Origin of the sequence: Streptomyces sp. NPDC093261 (assembly GCF_044753645.1) — a bacterium.
Classification (GTDB): domain Bacteria; phylum Actinomycetota; class Actinomycetes; order Streptomycetales; family Streptomycetaceae; genus Streptomyces.
The window spans coordinates 171,615-189,671 of the sequence record NZ_JBIVNO010000010.1; the positions used below are offsets into that span (position 1 = coordinate 171,615).

The 18,057-nt window shown below is 68.5% G+C and carries 39 protein-coding genes and 1 pseudogene; 32 read left to right on the forward strand and 8 right to left on the reverse strand.

From position 1 onward, the window contains the following. Positions 1-50: 50 nt before the first annotated feature. The 4 genes and pseudogenes from ACIP94_RS22165 to ACIP94_RS22180 all read right to left on the reverse strand — a co-directional run. A pseudogene (locus ACIP94_RS22165) lies at positions 51-276 on the reverse strand (BlaI/MecI/CopY family transcriptional regulator); the annotation flags it as partial. A gap of 56 nt (positions 277-332) precedes the next feature. Continuing rightward, positions 333-590 (reverse strand): hypothetical protein, encoded by a 258-nt coding sequence (locus tag ACIP94_RS22170; RefSeq protein ID WP_402428111.1) that lies wholly within the window; start codon positions 588-590, stop codon positions 333-335. Then, positions 590-988, reverse strand: coding sequence for an ASCH domain-containing protein (locus tag ACIP94_RS22175; RefSeq protein ID WP_402428114.1), 399 nt, complete (start codon positions 986-988; stop codon positions 590-592). Before ACIP94_RS22175 ends, ACIP94_RS22170 begins: the two co-directional genes overlap by 1 nt. A 2-nt stretch (positions 989-990) precedes the next feature. Then, complete coding sequence (locus ACIP94_RS22180) at positions 991-1,197, reverse strand: hypothetical protein (protein WP_402428117.1); 207 nt, start codon at positions 1,195-1,197, stop codon at positions 991-993. Positions 1,198-1,531: 334 nt separating this feature from the next. Between ACIP94_RS22180 and ACIP94_RS22185 the strand changes: the two genes are divergently transcribed. The 15 genes from ACIP94_RS22185 to ACIP94_RS22255 all read left to right on the forward strand — a co-directional run bounded on the left by ACIP94_RS22185 (position 1,532) and on the right by ACIP94_RS22255 (position 6,718). Continuing rightward, positions 1,532-1,702 carry a hypothetical protein gene (locus ACIP94_RS22185; RefSeq protein WP_402428119.1) on the forward strand — a complete coding sequence of 57 codons (171 nt, stop codon included), beginning with the start codon at positions 1,532-1,534 and terminating at the stop codon, positions 1,700-1,702. Between the two features lie 42 nt (positions 1,703-1,744). Further along, complete coding sequence (locus ACIP94_RS22190) at positions 1,745-2,296, forward strand: hypothetical protein (protein WP_402428122.1); 552 nt, start codon at positions 1,745-1,747, stop codon at positions 2,294-2,296. Further along, complete coding sequence (locus ACIP94_RS22195; RefSeq protein ID WP_402428125.1) at positions 2,184-3,596, forward strand: terminase large subunit domain-containing protein; 1,413 nt, start codon at positions 2,184-2,186, stop codon at positions 3,594-3,596. Before ACIP94_RS22190 ends, ACIP94_RS22195 begins: the two co-directional genes overlap by 113 nt. Positions 3,597-3,606: 10 nt before the next feature. Beyond that, positions 3,607-3,864, forward strand: a complete 258-nt coding sequence (locus tag ACIP94_RS22200) for a hypothetical protein (RefSeq protein ID WP_402428128.1) — start codon at positions 3,607-3,609, stop codon at positions 3,862-3,864. Beyond that, complete coding sequence (locus tag ACIP94_RS22205) at positions 3,861-4,073, forward strand: hypothetical protein (protein WP_402428131.1); 213 nt, start codon at positions 3,861-3,863, stop codon at positions 4,071-4,073. Before ACIP94_RS22200 ends, ACIP94_RS22205 begins: the two co-directional genes overlap by 4 nt. Then, on the forward strand, positions 4,070-4,306 hold the full coding sequence (locus ACIP94_RS22210) for a hypothetical protein (RefSeq protein ID WP_402428134.1): 237 nt from the start codon (positions 4,070-4,072) through the stop codon (positions 4,304-4,306). The genes ACIP94_RS22205 and ACIP94_RS22210 overlap by 4 nt, the downstream gene beginning before the upstream one ends. Beyond that, entirely contained in the window at positions 4,303-4,647 is a 345-nt protein-coding gene (locus tag ACIP94_RS22215; RefSeq protein WP_402428137.1) for an HNH endonuclease, read from the forward strand. Before ACIP94_RS22210 ends, ACIP94_RS22215 begins: the two co-directional genes overlap by 4 nt. Further along, entirely contained in the window at positions 4,644-4,859 is a 216-nt protein-coding gene (locus tag ACIP94_RS22220) for a hypothetical protein (protein ID WP_402428140.1), read from the forward strand. Before ACIP94_RS22215 ends, ACIP94_RS22220 begins: the two co-directional genes overlap by 4 nt. Before the next feature lie 28 nt (positions 4,860-4,887). Next, on the forward strand, positions 4,888-5,097 hold the full coding sequence (locus tag ACIP94_RS22225; protein ID WP_402428142.1) for a cold-shock protein: 210 nt from the start codon (positions 4,888-4,890) through the stop codon (positions 5,095-5,097). Beyond that, on the forward strand, positions 5,097-5,306 hold the full coding sequence (locus ACIP94_RS22230) for a hypothetical protein (RefSeq protein ID WP_402428145.1): 210 nt from the start codon (positions 5,097-5,099) through the stop codon (positions 5,304-5,306). Before ACIP94_RS22225 ends, ACIP94_RS22230 begins: the two co-directional genes overlap by 1 nt. Position 5,307: 1 nt before the next feature. Next, on the forward strand, positions 5,308-5,844 hold the full coding sequence (locus ACIP94_RS22235; RefSeq protein WP_402428148.1) for a hypothetical protein: 537 nt from the start codon (positions 5,308-5,310) through the stop codon (positions 5,842-5,844). Continuing rightward, complete coding sequence (locus ACIP94_RS22240) at positions 5,841-6,080, forward strand: hypothetical protein (RefSeq protein ID WP_402428151.1); 240 nt, start codon at positions 5,841-5,843, stop codon at positions 6,078-6,080. The genes ACIP94_RS22235 and ACIP94_RS22240 overlap by 4 nt, the downstream gene beginning before the upstream one ends. Before the next feature lie 73 nt (positions 6,081-6,153). Then, positions 6,154-6,336 (forward strand): hypothetical protein, encoded by a 183-nt coding sequence (locus ACIP94_RS22245; RefSeq protein WP_402428153.1) that lies wholly within the window; start codon positions 6,154-6,156, stop codon positions 6,334-6,336. An 11-nt stretch (positions 6,337-6,347) separates the two neighbouring features. Continuing rightward, the gene (locus ACIP94_RS22250; RefSeq protein WP_402428155.1) at positions 6,348-6,539 is read left to right on the forward strand and encodes a hypothetical protein; all 192 of its coding nucleotides are present in this window, start codon (positions 6,348-6,350) and stop codon (positions 6,537-6,539) included. Further along, positions 6,521-6,718, forward strand: a complete 198-nt coding sequence (locus ACIP94_RS22255; RefSeq protein WP_402428158.1) for a hypothetical protein — start codon at positions 6,521-6,523, stop codon at positions 6,716-6,718. The genes ACIP94_RS22250 and ACIP94_RS22255 overlap by 19 nt, the downstream gene beginning before the upstream one ends. Before the next feature lies 1 nt (position 6,719). Here ACIP94_RS22255 and ACIP94_RS22260 read toward each other — a convergent pair whose 3' ends face one another. Then, positions 6,720-7,019: a hypothetical protein gene (locus ACIP94_RS22260; protein WP_402428161.1), complete on the reverse strand. Its 300-nt coding sequence runs from the start codon at positions 7,017-7,019 to the stop codon at positions 6,720-6,722. A gap of 37 nt (positions 7,020-7,056) precedes the next feature. On the opposite strand from ACIP94_RS22260, the gene ACIP94_RS22265 reads away from it, so the two are divergent. The 9 genes from ACIP94_RS22265 to ACIP94_RS22305 all read left to right on the forward strand — a co-directional run bounded on the left by ACIP94_RS22265 (position 7,057) and on the right by ACIP94_RS22305 (position 11,981). Beyond that, complete coding sequence (locus ACIP94_RS22265; protein WP_402428164.1) at positions 7,057-7,374, forward strand: hypothetical protein; 318 nt, start codon at positions 7,057-7,059, stop codon at positions 7,372-7,374. 33 nt (positions 7,375-7,407) lie between these two features. Further along, positions 7,408-7,731, forward strand: a complete 324-nt coding sequence (locus ACIP94_RS22270; RefSeq protein WP_402428167.1) for a DUF6378 domain-containing protein — start codon at positions 7,408-7,410, stop codon at positions 7,729-7,731. A gap of 60 nt (positions 7,732-7,791) precedes the next feature. Beyond that, positions 7,792-8,028: a hypothetical protein gene (locus ACIP94_RS22275; protein ID WP_402428170.1), complete on the forward strand. Its 237-nt coding sequence runs from the start codon at positions 7,792-7,794 to the stop codon at positions 8,026-8,028. Positions 8,029-8,164: 136 nt separating this feature from the next. After that, the gene (locus tag ACIP94_RS22280) at positions 8,165-8,941 is read left to right on the forward strand and encodes a hypothetical protein (protein WP_402428173.1); all 777 of its coding nucleotides are present in this window, start codon (positions 8,165-8,167) and stop codon (positions 8,939-8,941) included. Between the two features lie 25 nt (positions 8,942-8,966). Continuing rightward, on the forward strand, positions 8,967-9,224 hold the full coding sequence (locus ACIP94_RS22285; RefSeq protein WP_402428176.1) for a hypothetical protein: 258 nt from the start codon (positions 8,967-8,969) through the stop codon (positions 9,222-9,224). Next, complete coding sequence (locus tag ACIP94_RS22290; protein ID WP_402428178.1) at positions 9,221-9,586, forward strand: hypothetical protein; 366 nt, start codon at positions 9,221-9,223, stop codon at positions 9,584-9,586. The genes ACIP94_RS22285 and ACIP94_RS22290 overlap by 4 nt, the downstream gene beginning before the upstream one ends. Beyond that, the gene (locus tag ACIP94_RS22295; RefSeq protein ID WP_402428181.1) at positions 9,583-9,855 is read left to right on the forward strand and encodes a hypothetical protein; all 273 of its coding nucleotides are present in this window, start codon (positions 9,583-9,585) and stop codon (positions 9,853-9,855) included. The genes ACIP94_RS22290 and ACIP94_RS22295 overlap by 4 nt, the downstream gene beginning before the upstream one ends. Positions 9,856-9,877: 22 nt before the next feature. Next, a complete protein-coding gene (locus tag ACIP94_RS22300) occupies positions 9,878-10,213 on the forward strand; it encodes a hypothetical protein (RefSeq protein WP_402428183.1) in 336 nt (111 codons plus the stop codon). 97 nt (positions 10,214-10,310) lie between these two features. Next, entirely contained in the window at positions 10,311-11,981 is a 1,671-nt protein-coding gene (locus ACIP94_RS22305; RefSeq protein WP_402428477.1) for an Eco57I restriction-modification methylase domain-containing protein, read from the forward strand. 54 nt (positions 11,982-12,035) lie between these two features. Here the strand turns inward: ACIP94_RS22305 and ACIP94_RS22310 are convergent, their stop codons facing one another. Then, positions 12,036-12,746 (reverse strand): PaeR7I family type II restriction endonuclease, encoded by a 711-nt coding sequence (locus tag ACIP94_RS22310; RefSeq protein ID WP_402428186.1) that lies wholly within the window; start codon positions 12,744-12,746, stop codon positions 12,036-12,038. Between the two features lie 176 nt (positions 12,747-12,922). Here ACIP94_RS22310 and ACIP94_RS22315 point away from each other — a divergent pair, with 176 nt between their 5' ends. Genes ACIP94_RS22315 through ACIP94_RS22325 form a run of 3 tightly spaced genes read left to right on the forward strand, consistent with a single transcriptional unit; the run spans position 12,923 to position 13,667 of the window. After that, complete coding sequence (locus ACIP94_RS22315; protein ID WP_402428189.1) at positions 12,923-13,249, forward strand: hypothetical protein; 327 nt, start codon at positions 12,923-12,925, stop codon at positions 13,247-13,249. Beyond that, a complete protein-coding gene (locus ACIP94_RS22320) occupies positions 13,246-13,395 on the forward strand; it encodes a hypothetical protein (RefSeq protein ID WP_402428192.1) in 150 nt (49 codons plus the stop codon). The genes ACIP94_RS22315 and ACIP94_RS22320 overlap by 4 nt, the downstream gene beginning before the upstream one ends. Next, the gene (locus ACIP94_RS22325; protein WP_402428195.1) at positions 13,392-13,667 is read left to right on the forward strand and encodes a hypothetical protein; all 276 of its coding nucleotides are present in this window, start codon (positions 13,392-13,394) and stop codon (positions 13,665-13,667) included. Before ACIP94_RS22320 ends, ACIP94_RS22325 begins: the two co-directional genes overlap by 4 nt. A 45-nt stretch (positions 13,668-13,712) precedes the next feature. On the opposite strand, the gene ACIP94_RS22330 is transcribed toward ACIP94_RS22325, so the two are convergent. After that, the gene (locus ACIP94_RS22330; protein WP_402428198.1) at positions 13,713-13,946 is read right to left on the reverse strand and encodes a hypothetical protein; all 234 of its coding nucleotides are present in this window, start codon (positions 13,944-13,946) and stop codon (positions 13,713-13,715) included. A gap of 95 nt (positions 13,947-14,041) precedes the next feature. Here ACIP94_RS22330 and ACIP94_RS22335 point away from each other — a divergent pair, with 95 nt between their 5' ends. Genes ACIP94_RS22335 through ACIP94_RS22355 form a run of 5 tightly spaced genes read left to right on the forward strand, consistent with a single transcriptional unit; the run spans position 14,042 to position 17,206 of the window. Beyond that, on the forward strand, positions 14,042-14,965 hold the full coding sequence (locus ACIP94_RS22335; protein WP_402428201.1) for a GH25 family lysozyme: 924 nt from the start codon (positions 14,042-14,044) through the stop codon (positions 14,963-14,965). Positions 14,966-14,975: 10 nt separating this feature from the next. Beyond that, entirely contained in the window at positions 14,976-15,215 is a 240-nt protein-coding gene (locus ACIP94_RS22340; RefSeq protein WP_402428204.1) for a hypothetical protein, read from the forward strand. Continuing rightward, on the forward strand, positions 15,202-16,380 hold the full coding sequence (locus ACIP94_RS22345; protein ID WP_402428206.1) for a hypothetical protein: 1,179 nt from the start codon (positions 15,202-15,204) through the stop codon (positions 16,378-16,380). The genes ACIP94_RS22340 and ACIP94_RS22345 overlap by 14 nt, the downstream gene beginning before the upstream one ends. A 6-nt stretch (positions 16,381-16,386) precedes the next feature. Continuing rightward, positions 16,387-16,833: a C40 family peptidase gene (locus ACIP94_RS22350; RefSeq protein WP_402428209.1), complete on the forward strand. Its 447-nt coding sequence runs from the start codon at positions 16,387-16,389 to the stop codon at positions 16,831-16,833. Between the two features lie 10 nt (positions 16,834-16,843). Next, a complete protein-coding gene (locus ACIP94_RS22355) occupies positions 16,844-17,206 on the forward strand; it encodes a hypothetical protein (RefSeq protein ID WP_402428212.1) in 363 nt (120 codons plus the stop codon). Positions 17,207-17,224: 18 nt separating this feature from the next. On the opposite strand, the gene ACIP94_RS22360 is transcribed toward ACIP94_RS22355, so the two are convergent. Then, a complete protein-coding gene (locus ACIP94_RS22360) occupies positions 17,225-17,986 on the reverse strand; it encodes a hypothetical protein (RefSeq protein WP_402428215.1) in 762 nt (253 codons plus the stop codon). Between the last annotated feature and the right edge of the window lie 71 nt (positions 17,987-18,057).

Here is an 18,057-nt window from a genome sequence, read left to right on the forward strand (position 1 = left end):
GAGCAGCACCGCGACAGAGGCCGTGGCGCTCTCCGTCTCGACCGGATCGCCGGCCGCCCATGCCTCGCCGGCGAGGGCGGCTGCGTACGTGGCGCGCGTGCAGGCGGCCTCGTAGCGGTAGGCGCGGCGTACGGCCTCCCGGCGCAGCCAGCCCTTGTCGTACAGGTTGACCATGACGGTCATCACCGTGGTGTAGGCGAGCGGCCGTTCCTCGCGCAGGTCTTCCAGGACCTCGCGCACGGTGGCCGGCCGCTGCCAGGCCCACATCCGGTTCATGACGGCGAGTTCGAGCTCGCCGAGCGGGCGGGCGGTGGTGCTGCTCTGGCGTGCGGTCACGACGGGCGTACCGGCACAAACCCGGCCGCCACGGACGCGGCGATCCGCTTCGCCTCGTCGGTGTCCATGACGCCGTCGTAGTCGTCGCCCAGCCTCTCTGACCAGACGTGCTCGCCGTCGATGTCGACGCTGGCGACGCCCCAGCGGTAGCGGAAGTAGACGTGACGGCCGTCGGGGGTTTCCCCCTCGAGCTGTGTGGGGCAGAAGCGGCAGGTCACGCGCAGGTAGTTTGTGTCTATGTCGTCGTCGAACATCAGGTGTTCCTCGGTTCGTTGAAGGCGCTCTCCCAGCCCGGGGGAGGGAAGTACAGACCCTGCTTGCCCCGCGTGGCAAGGGGGCGGGCAGCCGGCTCGGGGTCCTCAAGAACCCAGTGCCAGGCACCCTTCTCCCCCCAGGGCCGGCCGGAGTCGAAGATGCAGTCCACCAGCTGGACGCGGCCGATGATGTGGCCGGCGGGGTAGGTCTCGGGCACGGGATAGCCCCGCTTGCGCAGCACAAACTCGCCTACGTCGTCGACCTTCTGCCCGCAGTGGATGAGCAACGGCCCACGGTAGGAGGTCTCCCACGTACGGTTCTCGATCGACTTGGAGAAGTGGATGATCGCGTACGCCCAGGGAGCGTGGACCGTCAGGACACGGGGCGTCTCGGGCATGCCTACTGCCCGTACTTGCCGCGCGCGAGGTCGAGCAGCAGACCAAGCTCGACCAGTGCCCAGGCGCCGCAGAACACGCCTAGGTAGACCTGCCACCAGATGGCGGCCCCGCGGCTGAAGAAGCCGGCGGTGCACCCGGCGAAGACGAGCGCCAGGATCACGTGGCGCAGCACAGTGCGCCAAGTGGGCGCCTTGACGGCCTTCCTCATTGTCGATCACCTCGATTCACTTACCTATGTGACATAGAAAAGAATACAGGGTGTCGCCAAAGCGGCACAAGAGGTAGTCACGGAGAAAACGGGGCAGGTCACCTCTTGTGTGAGCGCAGTGAGCGTGCAAAAATGCTCACATGGGTGTTTTACACCCCACCGACCGTCCCACTCGGGGCGGTCTTTTTCATGCGTCCCGCAACGTCGCCCGGGCATGGCGCGTTGCTGGGATCCCGTCCGCGCTCGTGGGGTGTGCGGACGGCCCTGCCCCGCGGTGCGGTCGAGCCGAGCTCCCGCCCGCGGGGCGCATGGACCTCCAACCAGGCGGGAGATTGTGGCAGATGACGACGCAATCGAGATCACGCCCAGCTGGGCCATCGGCCACGCCGCCAGGCTGCTGCTGAACGCCGAGATGATCACAGACCTGGCCCTGATGAAACGGCTGATCGAGCTCGCCGACTCCTGGATCACCATCGCCCACCTGCTCGCCGAGCCCGACGAATGACGACCCGCCCCCAACGGCCAAGAGGGGCAGAACAGAAGGTGTGTGGCAAAGAGCCCTCGCAAGAGTTCCCGGACCATCGAGCAGATCGAGCGCGACCACCGCGCCGTTGAACTGCGCCGCTCCGGTCTGAGTTACCCCGCCATCGCCCAGGAGCTGGGCGTCGCCGTCTCCAGCGCCTTCGAGATGGTCAGGCGGGGCCTGCGCGACTTCGCCGGCGAGGCCGCCGAAGAGGTCCGCGAGATGGAACTCCAACGGCTCGACCGCATCCAGCGGGCCGCCGAGCGCGTCCTGGCCACCCGTCACCTGGTGGTCAACCAGGGCCGGGTCATGACCCACCCGGTGACCGGCGAACCGCTGGTCGACGACGACACCACCCTGCGGGCGATCGACCGCATCCTCGCCATCTCCAAGCACCGCGCGGACCTCCTCGGCATCAAGGCTCCCGTCCGCATCCAGACGGAGGTGATCCCGGGAGGGGTAGATGCCGAAATCGCCCGCCTTGCCTCCGAACTGGCAGGAATGGCCCGAGCCGGAGAAGGCACGCCTCCTGGCCACCCTGAAGGTGTTCGAGTGGAGGAAGACGGCACGGCCTGACCAGCTGCCGCCGGCTGGCACATGGCGCACCTGGTACCTGTCGGGAGGCCGCGGCTCAGGCAAGACCCACTCCGCCGCCCACGTGCTCGCCGAGTGGGTGCTCTCCGACCCGGAGCCGGGGGAGTGGGGCATCGTCGCCCCGACCATCGCCGACGCCCGCGGCACCTGCGTGGAGGGCCCCTCCGGCATCCTCGCCGCCCTCGGCACCAACAAGACCGAGGTCAAGGAGGGCACGTCAGCCCTGGTGCGCTCCTGGCGCGAGGACTTCGGTGAACTCAGGCTCCGCAACGGCCACCTGATCCGGGCGGCCTCCGCCGAGGACGGGGCGCTGCGCGTCCAGGGCAAGAACCTCAAAGGTCTGTGGGCCGACGAGATCGGCCTGTGGGACCGGTGGGAGACCGCCTGGGACGAGTCGATCGGCTTCGCCGTGCGTATCGGCCGCGCGCAGATCATCGCCACCGGCACCCCGAAGGCCACCCGCAAGGCCCGCGTCCTGATCAAGCGGCTCATCGACGACCCGAAGGTGCCGGTCTCCCGGCTGCGCACCGTCGACAACGCCGCCAACCTCTCCCAGGCGTTCTTCGACTCGGTGGTCTCCCGCGCCAAGGGCACCCGCCTGGAGCGCCAGGAGCTCGAAGGCGAGCTGCTGACCGACGTCGAGGGCGCCCTGTGGACCATCGCCCTGATCGACGCCGGCCGCATCACCCACGAGCAAGTCCCCGACCTCTCCCGCGTCGTGGTCGCCATCGACCCCGCGACCACCGCGGAAGAGGGCAGCGACGAGACCGGCATCATCGTCGTCGGCGAGGCCGGCCGTGAGGGCTACGTGCTCGCCGACTACTCCCGCCGGGCCAAGCCCGAGGAGTGCATGCGGCGCCTGGCGGAGGCGTACCACGAGCACCACGCCGACTGCGTGGTGGTCGAGACGAACAACGGCGGCGACTACATTCCCGCCCTGCTGCGGACGGTGGACCCCAACATCCCCATCCGCAAGGTGTCGGCCTCGCGCGGCAAGCACGTGCGCGCCCAGCCGGCCTCCAGCCTCTACGAGCAGCACCGCGTGCACCACGTCGGCTCCTTCCCCGAGCTGGAGGAGCAGCTGATCACCTGGGTGCCCGGCTCCGGCGAGTCACCCGACCGTCTGGACGCCCTCGTGTGGGGCCTGACCGACCTCAAGGGCCTGACCGGCGGCTCGTGGGCGGATGCCTACGGCCAGACCGCCTGCGGCATGTGCGGGCGCAGCTTCGTCGCCAGCCTGCACCCGCGCAACTGCCCCCACTGCGGGGCGCCCCGCCAGTGAACGGAGCGCGATGACCGAACCCGAGGACGCCCCGCCCGAGGAGGCCGGCGAACTCACCGCCGAGGAGATCCGCGAGTGGTGGGCGGCCTACCGCGAGCAGCGCTGCCCCTGGTGCGGCGGCCTGCACGTACGCGCCTGCCCGCGCGTGAAGTCGATGAGGTTCGACAACGCCGGCGAGAAGGTCCTCGAAGTCGCCTTCTGGCCCGACGGCAAGTGGCTCGACTCCTTCATCGACTGGCCCGAGGACATGCCAGAGGAGAGCACGTGAACTTCCGCACCCCCATCCCGGTCCCCGATGCCGAAGAGGCCACCACCTGGCGGGTGATCGGCCCCGACGGCGGCACCCTGGACTTCCACATCGACCGCCACGGCAACGTGACCTCCCCTGCCGACTGGTACCGCCCCCTCACCCAGGGCCGGTGGCTGCTCGGCGTGGACGAGGACCCCCACCCGCTGCGCTGGCGGGTGGGCGTATGAGGACGGCACTCGCCAAGGCGATCTACTTCACCGGTGCGCTGCTCACGCACGTCAGGACCTGGCACCACCGCGGCCGGGCGTGGCTGCCGTGCTCCTCGTCGATCCGCCTGATCCGGCTCGCCGAGCGCCTGGACGCCGAGCACTTCGACCACTGGGCGCTCATTCACGAGACCTGCCACGGCGTCCCCTGCCACGGCTGCGGCGGCTGGATCGACGAGCGGACCGGCGTGTGAGCGGCCCCACCGCCAAGGTCCGCGAGCTGGTCTGGCAGCGGGCCGAGGGCCGGTGCGAGCGGTGCTTTCTGCCGATCACCGGCGGTGACCACTCCATCCACCACCGCCGGCCGCGCGGGATGGGCGGCTCGAGTGACCCGGCGACCAACTCGCCGGCCAACCTGCTCCTGCTCTGTGGCTCCGGAGTAACGGGCTGCCACGGCTGGGTCGAGACGCACCGCGAACTCGCCTACCAGACCGGCCTGTTGGTGCACCGCTGGCAGGACCCCAGGGACGTCCCGCTGATCGGACGGTGCCTCACCGACGAGGGCACCTACGCCCCCCTCCCGGAGGCGGGATGACCGTCCACTCCGTCTGGCAGGCGCCGAAGAAGCCGACCTGCACCCACGGCCGCATCAACGACTACGGCGGCCCGAGCTTCCCGACCGACAGCGTCCTGTGGTGCGACGAGTGCCACCGGTACCTGACCTACCGGGCCTGGGATTACTGGGCCGCATGGGAACCGGTCGGCCCCCTGACTCGGCTCTGGCTCCGCCTGCGCCGACGCATCTGATCAACTCGCACAGAAGAGAGACAGCTCCATGGCACAGGGCACTGTGAAGTGGTTCAACGCGGAGAAGGGCTTCGGCTTCATCGAGATCGATGGCGGAGCCGACATCTTCGTCCACTACTCGGCCGTCCAGATGGACGGCTACCGCACCCTCGAAGAGGGCCAGCGGGTCCAGTTCGACATCGCCCCCGGACGCACCGGCAAGAACCAGGCCGAGAACGTCCAGGTGCTCGACTACTGATGGCCACCGCGGTCCGCCGGTACCCGGCCGATGCCGCCGAGCGCGCCGCGCTGCGCCGCTGCCTGCGGGTGGAGGCCATCGAACGCGCCATGGAGAGCGTGCCCCAGGGCTGGGCCAGCCTCAACTGCGCCGACGGCAAGCACGCCCCTGCCGGCTGTCAGAACAGCGGCTCCACCTGCCTGTGCGACTGCCACGACGACGGAGGCTGACATGGCCGCACCCCAGCCCGGCGACTTCGGCCTGGTGAACATCAACGGCGCCGCCGGCACCCTGATCCGCATCGGCCAGTGGCTCGACGGCAAGGGTTTCCGCCAGTACGAGCACGCCTTCATCGTCACCGAGGCGGAAACCCCCGAGCACCCGGGCATGGTGGGCGCCATCGCCGCCTTCCCCGGCGGGGCCAGGCACGTCCTGTATCCGGTCGACGGCCCGCACATGCTCTACTCCAGCGGGCACATCCCGCTCACGGACGAGCAGCGGGCCGCGATCGTCCACTGGGCGACCTACTACCTCGGCACCCCGTACTCCGCGGCGGACTACTTCGCCATCGCCGCTCACCACCTGCACCTGCCCGGCAGCGCCCTGCTCAAGGACTACGTGGCAGACACGGGTCACATGATCTGTTCACAGCTGGTCGACAGGTGCTACCAGGAGGCCGGCGTCCGCCTTTTCGCTGACGGACGTTGGCCGGGATTTGTCGTCCCCGCCGATCTCGCCAACCTCATCCTCACCGGAGGACCCCGATGAACGCCGTCCGCACCTTCTTTTCCAACCTCTTCGCCCGCGCCAGGAAGGTCGAAGCGACTGTCCTCGCCTCCGTCGAACCGCGCCTCGCCAAGCTGCGCGCCGACTTCGCGGCCGAGCTGGCCGCCGTCGAGGAGCGCGCCAAGGCCGACGTCGCCGCAGCAGAGGCCCGCGGCAAGGCCGCCCTGGAGTCCGCCATCGCCGCCGTCAAGGCCGAACTCGGCGGCAAGACCAAGTGATCCACCCGGGCGGGGACCCCTCCGCCCGGCGCCCTCCCCGCACTCACGCAAGGAACGGAACTCCACCATGTGCATGAGCCCTCACGAGATGACCTCCTCCCAGCTGGAGGACCTGATCGCCTGGTACCGCGAGGTCTACGGCGAGACTGACTTCGCCAACGACCGCATCGAGCAGCTGGAGGAGATCCTGAAGGAGCGTGCCGAAGCCGGCACCTACGACATGGTCCCCTCGGTCACCCCGCGCCACGTGCACTGAGGGACAACGCCATGACCTTCCTCCAGTGCCCGCCCGAGGGCTCGCTCGACCACCTGATGCTCTGCCCCGACTGCGAGAGCAAGTCGGTCACGCTCACCGTCTCCCACCGGAAGCCGGCCGCCCTGGAGTGCCAGGTGTGCTCCGGCCGCTACCAGCTCACCGAGAACCGGAAGGGTGAACCGGAGTGGCTGAAGAACCGCTGAAGCCCTACACCCTCCACACGGACGGCACCGCGGTGAACACCCTCCTCGTCCTGCACCGCAACGGTGAGGACATCGTCGTGCCGATCGACAGTGCCCACTGGCACGTGCGGGTCAGCGGCGAGACGGAGCTGACCGTCACCATCCCCGGCGCTCTGGTGCGCATCGCCAGCCAAGCCTGACTCACATGAAGCCGGCCTCGATCAGGCCGAAGTCCGGCACGACCCGGAAGAACAGCGTGCCGTTCGCGTCCTCGTAGACGCCCTCCGGCCAGCCCGTCGCCTCCAGGCGCCCGGCCAGCTCCTCACCACCCTGCGCCATCACCCGCGCCCGGTCGCCTGCCCAGATCACCACCAGGTAGACGGTCTCGCACTCGCACTGCTGATAGAAGGCCAGCTCGCTGTTCAGGCGGATGGCTTCCTCGTGCAGCTGCTCCGGGTGGCAGATGACGTGGCCTTGATCGCACACCTTCAGCTCAATCACGCACGGATTGTCCCACCTTCACGACCCCCGGAGAGCCATGAGCAAGAAGCACGGCAAGCCCAGCCAGTGGGGCGAGCAGTACGACCGCGCCGTAGCGAGCGAACTGCGCAGCGGACACATGGAGTTCCGCGTCGTCGAGATCACCGACGGCACGGAGACCATCGTCGAGCTGCGCGGCACCGGCGACCTGGCCGGCAAGTCGCTCGGCATCGGATACGCCCGCCGCCACAAGGGGGACCGGCGCGACCAGGAACTCGGCCTGGCCCTCGCCTCCTACCGGGCACTGAGGGACGCGGCCGACAAGGCCCGCGAGGACGGCCGCCGGCTGTGGCCCGACCTGTTCCCCGAGGCGTGATTCGCCGAAACCAACGACCCACGAAAGAGGACCATGGCGGACCACGAGCACTGCCCCGACTGCGCCTGCTGCGGCCAGAAGCCCAAGCCGCTCACCGTCGAGCAGGAAGCCGCCCTTCTGACCCGTGACGGCGACCGGCAGAGGACGTACGGCCATCCCCGTGAGGACTACACCCGCGTCGCGTGGATGTGGTCGGCGATCCTCGGCGCCGAGGTGACCGCGGAGCAGGCCGCGCTCTGCATGGTCGCCGTGAAAATCTCGCGGCTGTGCCACACCCCGGAGCACCGGGACAGCGTGGTCGATCTGATCGGCTACGGCATCGTGTACGACCGGATCGTCCGCGAGGACCCCGAGTAAGCCATGTGCAGCCACGGCTACGTGAACTGGTGGGCATGCCCCCACCGGTGCGGTCCCCCGATGAGGCGCCCCCAGGCTCTCAATCAGACCGAGGTGACCAAGCGCCTCCTCGCTGATCTCGCCGCCGCTCTCGACGCTTGCCAGGACGCCGGGTTGAGGCCCCGCCTCAAGCACGGCGCTGTCTACACCCACTTCGGATACGTCCTGCCGCCACTCAAGGGCGGCCGGTGGGTGGTGCGCACCCTCGCCGACGACGGGAGCGCGCCGGCGGACAGTGACGACGGCGACGACGAGTAACCGCCGGGTGCCGCGTCGTCGCAGGTGGCATCCATACCGGCCGGTAACTAGCACTCACAGTAAGGAACCTCACGTGATCGCCCGCATGTCCCGTAACCCGCGTGACGGATGACCTCCGCCGGAGGATCATCAGTCCATGCACGCGAAGTCGGATCACGAGGACGCCGCCCTCCAAGCCCTGTGCGCCGAACTCCGGGCGCGGGGCCACGATGCGACGATTATCACCCGCCCCGATGGCGATCCTCGGCACCCCCTCACCGTGGACGCGCTGTTTGCCATCGACGGTGCGGAGTGGGCCGTCGACCACTGCCTTCTGTCGCGCCCGCCCAAGCTGATTCCCGCCCTGAATGCGGCGGAGGCAGCTCTGGAGGACAAGCTCGGTGCCCTCGCCCGCGAGCACGGCCGCCTGATCTCGGTCAGCTACCTGCCGCAGACGGGCGAGCGCGGCACGAAGTGGGGCGAGGACTACTACAACGAGCTCATAGAGATGGCGAAAAGGGCCATCGAGACAGGGGAGTTCGTGACAAGCGGGGACGGCTTCGCGACCGCCGCCGCGCTCCCGACCGAGACTCCCGATGTCTCTCTCGTCGCATTCACGAGCATGACGATGAACCCCTCCATCGGAAGCCAGATCGAGCTGGGCCTGCGCGATCCGTTGCTCAAGAAGCTCGACGGGCAGCTCCGGCGTGCCAAGGACGCGGGCTACCGGACCGCCCTCCTTCTTGATCAGCAACCGCGTCCGGGCAGCCACACCGTGTGGCTTGCCGGACCGACCACGGTGGCCTCCGTGGCCAACGGCATCATGCGGGAGCACCGGGAAACGAACCCGAAGGTGCTCGACCAAGTGTGGCTTCGCCCGGCGCTCTCGGCTTCCGCCCTTGAAGCCCCGTTTGTGCATCTCCTCATTGCCTAGCGCCTGATCCTGGGGAGGTGGTCTCGTGGCCACCATCGCCCCGGACAATAAGCCGCTGACCTGGACAGCCAAGTTCTGGCGGTACCACAGCCTCTACGAAAAAGAGAAGTGCGACTCGCTGGAGGAGGCCGCGCGCTTCCTGCTGAACGGCGAGGACGTCGGCACCCTGTCGTCCGACTCGATCATCGGGCCGGACGGCAGCGTGGTCCGCGACTTCCAGACCGACGACTGGGACAACCACATCTGGGCCTTCGCCGACTCGTTGTTCGAGGGGGGCCGATGACCGCGCGCCTGCTGTGCCTGCACTGCCGGAACGTGACCGAGGTCGACCCCGACGGCGAGCCGCTGCGCTGCTGCCCCGGATGCCAGTCGACCGGAGTGCCGGCCGATGCCGACGACACGGTGACCCTCACGCTCACCACCCATGAGCTCAGGGTGCTGACCATCTGGGCCAGCAACTGGGCCGAGGCCATCAAGCACGACTCGCCCGACGCTCCCACGGTGATCTACGGGATCCTCGACGAGGCCGGCCGGACTACCAGCGCCGCGCTGTCCATGCGGCAGGAGATCGCCGACCTGCGCGCAATGCCGGGCGTCGGCGAGGTCACCGTCTACCGCTCCGACGGCACGGTCACCGACCTGTGAGCAGCTACGAGGAGCTGCACCGCGCGCAGCTGCCGGTGGAGCTGTGCGGCGGGCCGCTGGACGGCGAACGGCGCGTCCTGCCCCCGGGCTACGGCTTCACCTACCGCGTGGCCGAATACCCGATGTCCGGCGCGCTCGCCCCGCAGACCGACGGCCCGCCCGCCCCCGCCTACCGCGTCCTCCAGTACCGGCTGGCCCTCGATGAGCACGGCCAGCCCTCGATGACCGCCGACGGGGCGCTCCGCTTCCAGTACCAGGGCTACGAGTGAGCCCCACCCGAAAGGCCACCCCATGAACCGCCCCAACCGCAGCCAGCGGCGTGCGCTCTCGCGTGACGAGGCCCGCCGCACCGCACGCCCCAACCCGACGGCCGGCCCCAACCGCGAGCAGCGCCGGCACCACCGCTACCGGCCGAGCGCCGAGATCACCTACCACCGCAGCCAGGAGCGCGCCGCCCGCCGGCGCGCCCTGGACAAGGCGCTGCGCCAGGAGTGGGCCAAGGCCGGCCGCGCCGGGCAGTACCCCTCCGGCCAGAAACGGATCAACCACAAGCGCAGCGAGCGCGAGCGGGAGTTCCTGGACTGGGCCACGCACAGGACTTTCCGGACTCGAAGTCGCGGAATGTAAGAATGCGACGCAGGAGTATTGCGACACCACGCTGTGCCTTCGGCAGCGTCGAGTCGGGCTATGACCTGCCCCCGTCGCCCGCTAGGCTCAACGCGTGATGCACGGCAGTGACACCCTATTTGTTCCGAACCAGGCGGCTCCGCCGTCACTCGCGGCGATCCCCGAAGCCTCGGTCGAGAACGGCGAGGTCTACACCCGCCCCTGGATCGTCGACATGATCCTTGACCTGGTCGGCTACACGTCGGACCGGGATCTCGGCAACGTGGTGATCACCGACCCCGCCTGCGGCTCCGGCGCCTTCCTGTTGGGTATCGCTCAGCGCCTCGGTGAAGCTTGCCTCAGCCGCAGCTCGGCCCTTCCCACACGGGGCATCCGTGCTCTTGATCTCCTGGAGCGCAACGTCCGAGCGAGTCGGGAAGCGGTCACCGACCTGCTCGTCAAGCAAGGCTGGGACAGAGACGCGGTCGAGCGTCTTTGCGAGGGGTGGATCCAGCAAGGTGACTACCTTGTCGACGAGCGTTCCCCGACGGACATCGTCGTGGGTAATCCACCGTACATTCGCATCGAAGATGTACCAGACGCCCGTATGAGAATTTACAGGCGGGACCACCCGACCATGGTGGGGCGTGCCGACATTTACGTTGGATTCTACGAAAGGGCGCTGAATTCGCTCACAGACGGGGGAGCGCTCGGCTTCATCTGTGCGGATAGATGGATGCGTAACCAGTACGGCCGAGAATTGCGCAAGCTGATTGCCGACCGATACAGCATGGAGTTTGTGGCAATCATGCACGACGTCGACGCCTTCGAGGAAGAGGTGTCGGCCTACCCTGCGATCACAGTGCTGCGGAACCAGCGGCAAGGCTCGGCAATCGCAGTTGAGACCACAAAGCTTTTCGACGCCTCCCAAGCGCGAGACCTCGTCCACTGGGCGGTGAGCGACGACAGCACCGCCAAGACCACCTCAAGCTTTAAAGCCGCTCGTCTGCCTCATTGGTTTCCGGGCGACGACTCCTGGCCAATGGGAAGCCCTGAACGTTTGGCTGTACTCGAATACCTCAACGACAGATTCCCGGTCCTGGAGAACACGGCGACACGCGTTGGCATTGGCGTGGCCACCGGTGCCGATGCGGTGTTCCTGACGCAAGACCCTGAACAGGTCGAAGAGAGCAGGGCCCTGCCGATGTCCATGGTGAGGGACGCGCGCACCGGGAAGCTCACCTGGGACGGCACCTACCTTGTGAACCCGTGGGAGCCGGACGGCACGCTGGTCGACCTTGATAGGTATCCGAAGCTCAAGGCGTACTTCCTGCGGCATCGCGACGCACTGGCCGGCCGATACATCGCCAAGAAGCAGCCGGACCGCTGGTACAAGACCATCGACAAGGTCGATCATGCTCTGACGGACAAGCCGAAGCTTCTCCTTCCGGACATGAAGCTGACGATCCATCCGGTCCTGGATGAAGGCGGCTACTACCCGCACCACAACCTCTACTACATCGTTTCTGACGCCTGGGACATGAAGGTACTGGGCGGACTTCTGCTCTCCCGCGTCGCCCAGGCATTTGTCGAAGCTTATGCGGTGAGGATGCGGGGCGGCACTCTCCGCTTCCAGGCTCAGTATCTGCGGCGGATCCGGGTGCCTTACCCGCAGGCGATCGCTGGTCCGGACGCAGCGGCGTTGGCGGAAGCGTTCGACAAGCGCGATGTCGAAGCTGCAACCTCAGTGGCTCTTCGGGTTTACGGGATAAAGGAGCTTCCCGACTGATCTCCGGTGGGAAGGCCCTGATTCATCGGGGCCTTCCCCGTGTGAGTGTCAGGGCTATAGACCCGGCTCATTCTTCACGTGTTGCGTCAGTGACTCGATGAACCGGGAGTACGTCAGCTCGTCGTCAAGCTGACGAATCGGCTGGTGCGGGCTCTTGGGCGCCAGGACGAAGCAGGCAGCATCGTAGAGACCGTCCTCCAAGAGCCGCTTACAGAGAAGTCGGTAGCGCTCTGCATAGGAGGGCCGCCCCGCGAAGGCGCTATCAGCAGGAAAGCGGGGCTTGAAGTCCTTCTTCGCCGGTTGTGTAGATCCGTCGATGTCCTCCAGCAGGAAGAGGTAGCCCAGCCAGGGACGCGCCGGCCCCAGGAGACCTCGATCGATGGCCCGCCGGAGGTCGACGGCGCTGCCGATTGCCTCCTCTGTCCTGTTGTTGAAGTTGTTCCCGAACGACCCCACCTGAGACTTGAGCTCAATCGCAGCGACAAGCTGGTTGCCATCCGTCACGACAAGGTCCCACTGCTTCGTGGGCCGGTAATATCCTGGCAGCTCGGCGCTCCTGCCCAGCCGGATGGCGCTTCTGGGGTAGTTCAGGACCTCAACGAAGTGATCAACGATCAGCTCGGTCAACGCATCAAGGTGGGCGCCACCGGTAACCGACCCGCGTGTTCCCGCATCTGCCTTTCCTTCAGCGATCTGCTTTGCCTTCTGCTGCTCGCGCACCTCCCAGAAGCTGCGCACTGCACGCTCGAAGATCCCCTCAGCCATGGCCCCCCTCGGCTCTCTGCAAGTGGCCGTTGATACCGGCCCGTTGATCGATTGGCTACACCATAGGCCACCCCTCTGACAATCGTCCCGGTCTGGTTCTGCGGAGCTCGCAGCGATGCCCCTACCCAGCCGCCGGTGGTCGGTTGGTGATCGCCCCCAGGACGGATGGAGGGTCGATGTCGCACTGCCCGCACGAGGGCGTCGAGATCCTGGACGAGGACTGGTGGTACTGCCGCGACTGCGGGGACGCCGGTCCGTACCTGTTCCCCATGCGCCGGCCCGAGCGCCTGCCGGGGCTGGCGGAGGACTACAGCGAGGGCTACGGCGAGGTGCTGAGCAGCCGGGACAAGCGGCGGTACTACTGCCACTGCTGCGGCAACGTCATCACCATCTGGGGCCGGCGCGTGCCCGAGCTGGTGCCCACGCACTACCGCTGGGGCGAGACCGCCGCCGTGGAGTGCCAGGGCTCCCGCAGCACCGAGGTGATGGAGGCGGCGCCGTGAAGCTCGTCTGCCGCGCGCACCCGAACACCGAAGTCACCCTCACCGCCACCGCCGAGGGTCGCTGGGACATCACCGGCCTGGCCTGCCCGTGCATCGCCGAGCGGGCCGCCGAGCACATCCGCCAGGCCACCAAGGACCTGCCATGAGCCAACGCCACACCCGCACGGTCGGGCACTTCGACGACGAGCACTTCTGCCGCTGCGGCGGCTCCTGCTGCGTGGACGAGTTCACCGGCCTGTGCCTGTGCCGGCGCTGCGCCTGCCACCGCAACCGGAAGATCACCTCCGCCGTGCCCAACAGTACGACCTACAAGGGGCCTTACAGCCGCTCCTACGAGGTGGGCGTCGACCTGCTGCGCATGAGCCCGCCGCCGAGGCCGGCCGAGGACATGCCGGCGCGCGGCGAGTTCGTCGACTGAGCGGGTGGCGGGCCGGGGCAGGAACGGCCCTCCTGCTACGAGCCGTCAGGCTTTGCGCAGCACGGGGAGGGCCTGCCAGTCCCCGGCCTCCGACTTCCGCTCGATCCGGGTCACGGTGATGCCGTGCTCGGTCTTGAACAGGTCCGCCGCACGCCAGGCCAGCTCGTCGCTGTCCAGGCGGCCGTTGACCCCCTCCGGGTAGCGGTCGGCGGTGATCAGACCGCCCCCGTCGTAGAACCGGTACTCCCAGGTACGGCCGAAGCTCGCTTCCTGTGTCATGAGTTCACCTTTCGGTAGATACGCCGGTCCGTCCGGCGTTCGTCCGATCATCCGCGTTCTGCGGCGAGAAGTGGTAATCCCACCCCCGGAGGTATGTGCTTCGCGGCATCGACGTCAGCTCCTACCAGCCCCCCACTCCGGACCTGTCGGGCCTGGACTTCCTCTTCGTCAAGGTGACCCAGGGGCTGTCCTACGAGAACCCCGAGTGGGTCAGCCAGCGCCAGGACGCCCGGGACCACGGCTTGGTGGTGGGCTTCTACCACTACCCCGAGATCGCCAACAGCGCCGCCGCCGAGGCCGACTTCTTCCTGTCGAAGATCAACCTGGTCGCCGGCGACATCTTGTGTTTGGACTGGGAGTGGTACGGCCAGTCGGTCACTGATGCCGAGGCGCGCGCCTACAAGGACGCCTGGATCGCCCGCGTCCGCCAGAAGGCGCCCGGGCACCGCATCGTGGTCTACGCCGACCGCAACAACTGGGTCAACGTCGACACCGACTCCAACGCGGGCGACGGCCTGTGGATCGCCGACTACGTCACCGCCGGCCAGCCCCGGGTCCAGGCCCCGTGGGTCTTCCACCAGTTCACCTCCAGCCCGCAGGACGAGGACGTGGCCAATCCGCGCTTCGCCACCCGCGAGGACCTGAAGGTGTGGGCCGGATCAGCCACGCCGGCACCGCCGCCCCCTCCGCCCGCCCCGACCCCCTCCGAGGAGGATGTGCCCAGCTTCGTCGTCACTCCGACCGGCCTGTCCGGCGTCACCTTCGCGCGCGGCTCTGCGCGCACCGTCTCCTTCTTCACCGACAACACCCTCCTGGGCGGCCCCACCGACAAGGGCGCCATCCTGCGCGTCGTCGTCTGGGCCACCGGCAAGGCGCCCGAGATCCACGAGGCCGTGGCGGTGTCCAACAAGGGCAGCGCCCAGGTCACCATCGACTTCTCCGACCCGTCCCTGACCCACTCGGTCACGGTCACCCGCGTGGACAAGGCGCCCTACCCCGTGTTCGGTGAGGTGAGCTGAGGAGGGACCCATGTCCCTGGCCGACCGCTTGAACGCACTCGAGCCGGGGCCCAGGCGCCCCGTCTGCTCGATCCGCACCGCGGGCGAGGCCATGAGCAAGGCCGACCGGCAGGCCCTGACCGACTTCCTGGCCGACCGGCGCTACTCGGGCCGACAGATCTCCGACGCGCTGCGCGCCGAGGGGTTCGCCGTCTCCGCCATCACCGTCAACCGTCACCGGCGCGGGGAGTGCTCATGTGGGGCTCGCTGACCGGATAGGCCCGCCGGAGCATCCCGATGCCCGGCGGGAGCGGCACCCGCACGGCTTCGACCCCGGCGCCCGCTTCGTCGGTGGTGAGCCGGCCGAGGTGACCCTGCGCCTGGACACCGTCCCCGAGGACGAGGCCCGCTGGCGCGATGAGATCCAGCGGGTCACCGGCCTGAGGCTGCCCGAGCACCGCAAGGTGGAGCTCACCCAGGTCCGCTACTGGGGCGAGCCGGCCCAGCCGATGGTCTACTGCCGCTTCGCCATCACCGACCGGGCCAGCACACCCGAGGCCGTCGACACGGCCGCCCTCCTGGCCCAGCTGCGGGGCGGCGAGCGCCGGCCGCGGACCGCCTTCACCGGCGAGACCACGCTGTGCCTGTCCTGGAACGACTGGCAGGTGGCCAAGTCCGCCGGCGGCGGCACGGCAGGACTGGCCGAGCGCCTGGACGCCGCCTTCGACCAGGCCGCCGAGCGTGCCCGCGAACTGCGGCGCATCGGCCGGGACTTGGGGCGTCTGGTCGTCCTCGGCGGCGGCGACATCGTCGAGGGCTGCACGATCTACCCCAACCAGGCGTACGAGATCGACGGCGATCGGCGCGCCCAGGTGCGCAACGCCGTCACCTTCGCCCTGGACGGCCTCGACCGCCTCGCCCCGCTCTTCAAGGACGTCACCGTCCTGGTGGTCGGCGGCAACCACGGCGAGAACCGCATCGCCGGCAACCGCACCACCCGCTCCGACAACGACGACTGCGCCGTCTTCGAGCACGCCGCCAGAGCGGCCGAGCGCGACAGGCGCCTGTCCCACGTCCGCTTCTCCATTGCCGATGGGGAGCTGGCCAAGACGCTCGACGTCCACGGCTGGATTCTCGGCACCACGCACGGCCACGTCTTCGCACGCGGCTCCGGCTCGGCTGAGGCCAAGGCGTACCGCTGGTACTCCGGCCAAGCGGCCGGCCACCGACCGGCAGGCGACTGCGACCTGCTGGTCACGCATCACTACCACCACTTCGCCGCCCGCGACTGGGGCGGCTGCATGTGGATCCAGACCCCCGCACTCGACGGAGGGTCGGACCACTTCACCGACGCGACCGGCCAAGGCGCCGACCCCGGGATGCTCTCGTGGGTCATGAGCCCTGACAAGCGCTTTGCCGACGCGCTGATCCTGTGAGGACTCGTGAGGAAAAAGCTCGCCACTGCCCTGCTCACCGCCACCGTTGGCCTGTCGTCCCTGATCGCGGCCCCCGCCGCCCAGGCGCAGGTCACCTCCACCCAAGGCGCCCGCATCGTCCGCACCGCTGAGGCGTACCGCGGCGTGCCCTACGTGTGGGGCGGATCCTCCCCGCGAGGCTTCGACTGCTCTGGTCTGACCTGGTACACCTTCCGCCGCCTGGGCCGCTGGATCCCCCGCACCGCCGAGGGCCAGTGGACCGCCAGCCGGCACACCCGCACGCCGGTCGAAGGCGACCTGGTGTTCGTGCACTCCGGCTCGTACGTGTTCCACGTGGCGATCTACGTCAACTCCCGCACCTGGCTGGAGGCCGAGCGCCCCGGCCGCGGGGTGAACCTCTACCGGCCCTGGAGCCGGTCGGTCTGGTACGGCTACTTCACGCTGCCCCGGTAGGAGAGTCCCCATGCCCAAGCCTGCTGTGGGCCGCATCGTCCACTACGTCAGCCACGGCACCCCGGGCGGCGAGTACGGCAAGGAGTGCCGCGCGGCCATCATCACCGCCGTGCCCAAGCACCTTCCCGGCTCGATGGAACCGCTCGACGGCTGCCCCAACGGCACCCAGGACCACTGGGTCGTCGGGCTCGCCGTGCTCAACCCGACCGGAGCGTTCTTCAACACCGAGGTCCGCTACCACGACGGCGCCGAGCAGCCCGGAGACCCCGGCTGCGACGCCGCGCACGGCAGCCCGTTCCGCTACTGCGGCTGCGGGTGGGCCGAGGCGGAACACGCCGGCGGCACCTGGCACTGGCCCGAGCGCGTCGACTGATCGGCACCGGACGACCTCTCAGCCCAGCTTCTCCCGGCGGCTGCGCGACAGCCAGTAGGTACGGTGCCGCACGGGCGTCGTCCAGGTGACAGCGCCCTCCTTGGGCGTGCCGTCCATCTTCGCGGCGATCTGCCACTTCCCGGCATCGTCCGGGAGACGTTCCAAGGGGGCGCCGGTGAGGTCGATTGCCCAGACGTCGTCCACGCCGTTCTCACTGATGTCGTCCACCGTGACCCAGCCCTCGACGCCCCACGGCAGCGGCTCGTCCTTCTGCGCAGCCTCCCAGTTCTCGGCCCACTGCTTGAGCGTGAACGCGGCCTCGAAGGTGAGCGGGAAGTCGGCTTTTGGAAGGACGTTCTGGGTGTAGCCCTCCTCGGAGATGGGGATGGCCTTGGGAAGCAGAAACGGTCCCTGCCAGGTGACGCGGATCAGGTTGCTGCTGTTGTTCTTGAGCCAGACCTGGAGGGTCAGGGCTATGCGCTGGTCGTCCTCGCGGGGTGACGTCCAGTGGTGTGCGGCAGGCCAGTCGTTACCGAAGTGACCGCTGATATTGGGGGCCTTGGGCGGCCAGGAGAAGTTGTCGATGTAGACGGACACCGCCGGCGCGCTCGCATCGAGTCGGGCTCTCGCGCTGTCCAGGGCGATGTCCTTCCATACTCTGCGCGCCTCGGCGGCCTCCACGACGGCCTTCTTCGTGTACCAGCCCAGGCCGAACGTGGCGGCAGCGAGCAGGAGCGTGCCTCCACCCGTCGCTATGTCCGTGATCTCCTTGGCGTCCACGCCCTCCCCTTCCTCCGCATCGCTGTGTGGTGGCCAGATTCTTCACGATCACGGCCTTAGCTCCAACTCCG

Excerpts from the sequence above, each read along its gene's own strand:
- ACIP94_RS22170 (WP_402428111.1), bottom strand. The coding sequence starts at position 590 with ATGTTCGACGACGACATAGACACAAACTACCTGCGCGTGACCTGCCGC.
- ACIP94_RS22175 (WP_402428114.1), bottom strand. The coding sequence starts at position 988 with ATGCCCGAGACGCCCCGTGTCCTGACGGTCCACGCTCCCTGGGCGTAC.
- ACIP94_RS22180 (WP_402428117.1), bottom strand. The coding sequence starts at position 1,197 with ATGAGGAAGGCCGTCAAGGCGCCCACTTGGCGCACTGTGCTGCGCCAC.
- ACIP94_RS22195 (WP_402428125.1), top strand. The coding sequence starts at position 2,184 with ATGCCGAAATCGCCCGCCTTGCCTCCGAACTGGCAGGAATGGCCCGAG.
- ACIP94_RS22200 (WP_402428128.1), top strand. The coding sequence starts at position 3,607 with ATGACCGAACCCGAGGACGCCCCGCCCGAGGAGGCCGGCGAACTCACC.
- ACIP94_RS22210 (WP_402428134.1), top strand. The coding sequence starts at position 4,070 with ATGAGGACGGCACTCGCCAAGGCGATCTACTTCACCGGTGCGCTGCTC.
- ACIP94_RS22220 (WP_402428140.1), top strand. The coding sequence starts at position 4,644 with ATGACCGTCCACTCCGTCTGGCAGGCGCCGAAGAAGCCGACCTGCACC.
- ACIP94_RS22225 (WP_402428142.1), top strand. The coding sequence starts at position 4,888 with ATGGCACAGGGCACTGTGAAGTGGTTCAACGCGGAGAAGGGCTTCGGC.
- ACIP94_RS22230 (WP_402428145.1), top strand. The coding sequence starts at position 5,097 with ATGGCCACCGCGGTCCGCCGGTACCCGGCCGATGCCGCCGAGCGCGCC.
- ACIP94_RS22235 (WP_402428148.1), top strand. The coding sequence starts at position 5,308 with ATGGCCGCACCCCAGCCCGGCGACTTCGGCCTGGTGAACATCAACGGC.
- ACIP94_RS22240 (WP_402428151.1), top strand. The coding sequence starts at position 5,841 with ATGAACGCCGTCCGCACCTTCTTTTCCAACCTCTTCGCCCGCGCCAGG.
- ACIP94_RS22245 (WP_402428153.1), top strand. The coding sequence starts at position 6,154 with ATGAGCCCTCACGAGATGACCTCCTCCCAGCTGGAGGACCTGATCGCC.
- ACIP94_RS22250 (WP_402428155.1), top strand. The coding sequence starts at position 6,348 with ATGACCTTCCTCCAGTGCCCGCCCGAGGGCTCGCTCGACCACCTGATG.
- ACIP94_RS22265 (WP_402428164.1), top strand. The coding sequence starts at position 7,057 with ATGAGCAAGAAGCACGGCAAGCCCAGCCAGTGGGGCGAGCAGTACGAC.
- ACIP94_RS22270 (WP_402428167.1), top strand. The coding sequence starts at position 7,408 with ATGGCGGACCACGAGCACTGCCCCGACTGCGCCTGCTGCGGCCAGAAG.
- ACIP94_RS22275 (WP_402428170.1), top strand. The coding sequence starts at position 7,792 with ATGAGGCGCCCCCAGGCTCTCAATCAGACCGAGGTGACCAAGCGCCTC.
- ACIP94_RS22280 (WP_402428173.1), top strand. The coding sequence starts at position 8,165 with ATGCACGCGAAGTCGGATCACGAGGACGCCGCCCTCCAAGCCCTGTGC.
- ACIP94_RS22290 (WP_402428178.1), top strand. The coding sequence starts at position 9,221 with ATGACCGCGCGCCTGCTGTGCCTGCACTGCCGGAACGTGACCGAGGTC.
- ACIP94_RS22300 (WP_402428183.1), top strand. The coding sequence starts at position 9,878 with ATGAACCGCCCCAACCGCAGCCAGCGGCGTGCGCTCTCGCGTGACGAG.
- ACIP94_RS22305 (WP_402428477.1), top strand. The coding sequence starts at position 10,311 with ATGCACGGCAGTGACACCCTATTTGTTCCGAACCAGGCGGCTCCGCCG.
- ACIP94_RS22310 (WP_402428186.1), bottom strand. The coding sequence starts at position 12,746 with ATGGCTGAGGGGATCTTCGAGCGTGCAGTGCGCAGCTTCTGGGAGGTG.
- ACIP94_RS22315 (WP_402428189.1), top strand. The coding sequence starts at position 12,923 with ATGTCGCACTGCCCGCACGAGGGCGTCGAGATCCTGGACGAGGACTGG.
- ACIP94_RS22325 (WP_402428195.1), top strand. The coding sequence starts at position 13,392 with ATGAGCCAACGCCACACCCGCACGGTCGGGCACTTCGACGACGAGCAC.
- ACIP94_RS22330 (WP_402428198.1), bottom strand. The coding sequence starts at position 13,946 with ATGACACAGGAAGCGAGCTTCGGCCGTACCTGGGAGTACCGGTTCTAC.
- ACIP94_RS22340 (WP_402428204.1), top strand. The coding sequence starts at position 14,976 with ATGTCCCTGGCCGACCGCTTGAACGCACTCGAGCCGGGGCCCAGGCGC.
- ACIP94_RS22355 (WP_402428212.1), top strand. The coding sequence starts at position 16,844 with ATGCCCAAGCCTGCTGTGGGCCGCATCGTCCACTACGTCAGCCACGGC.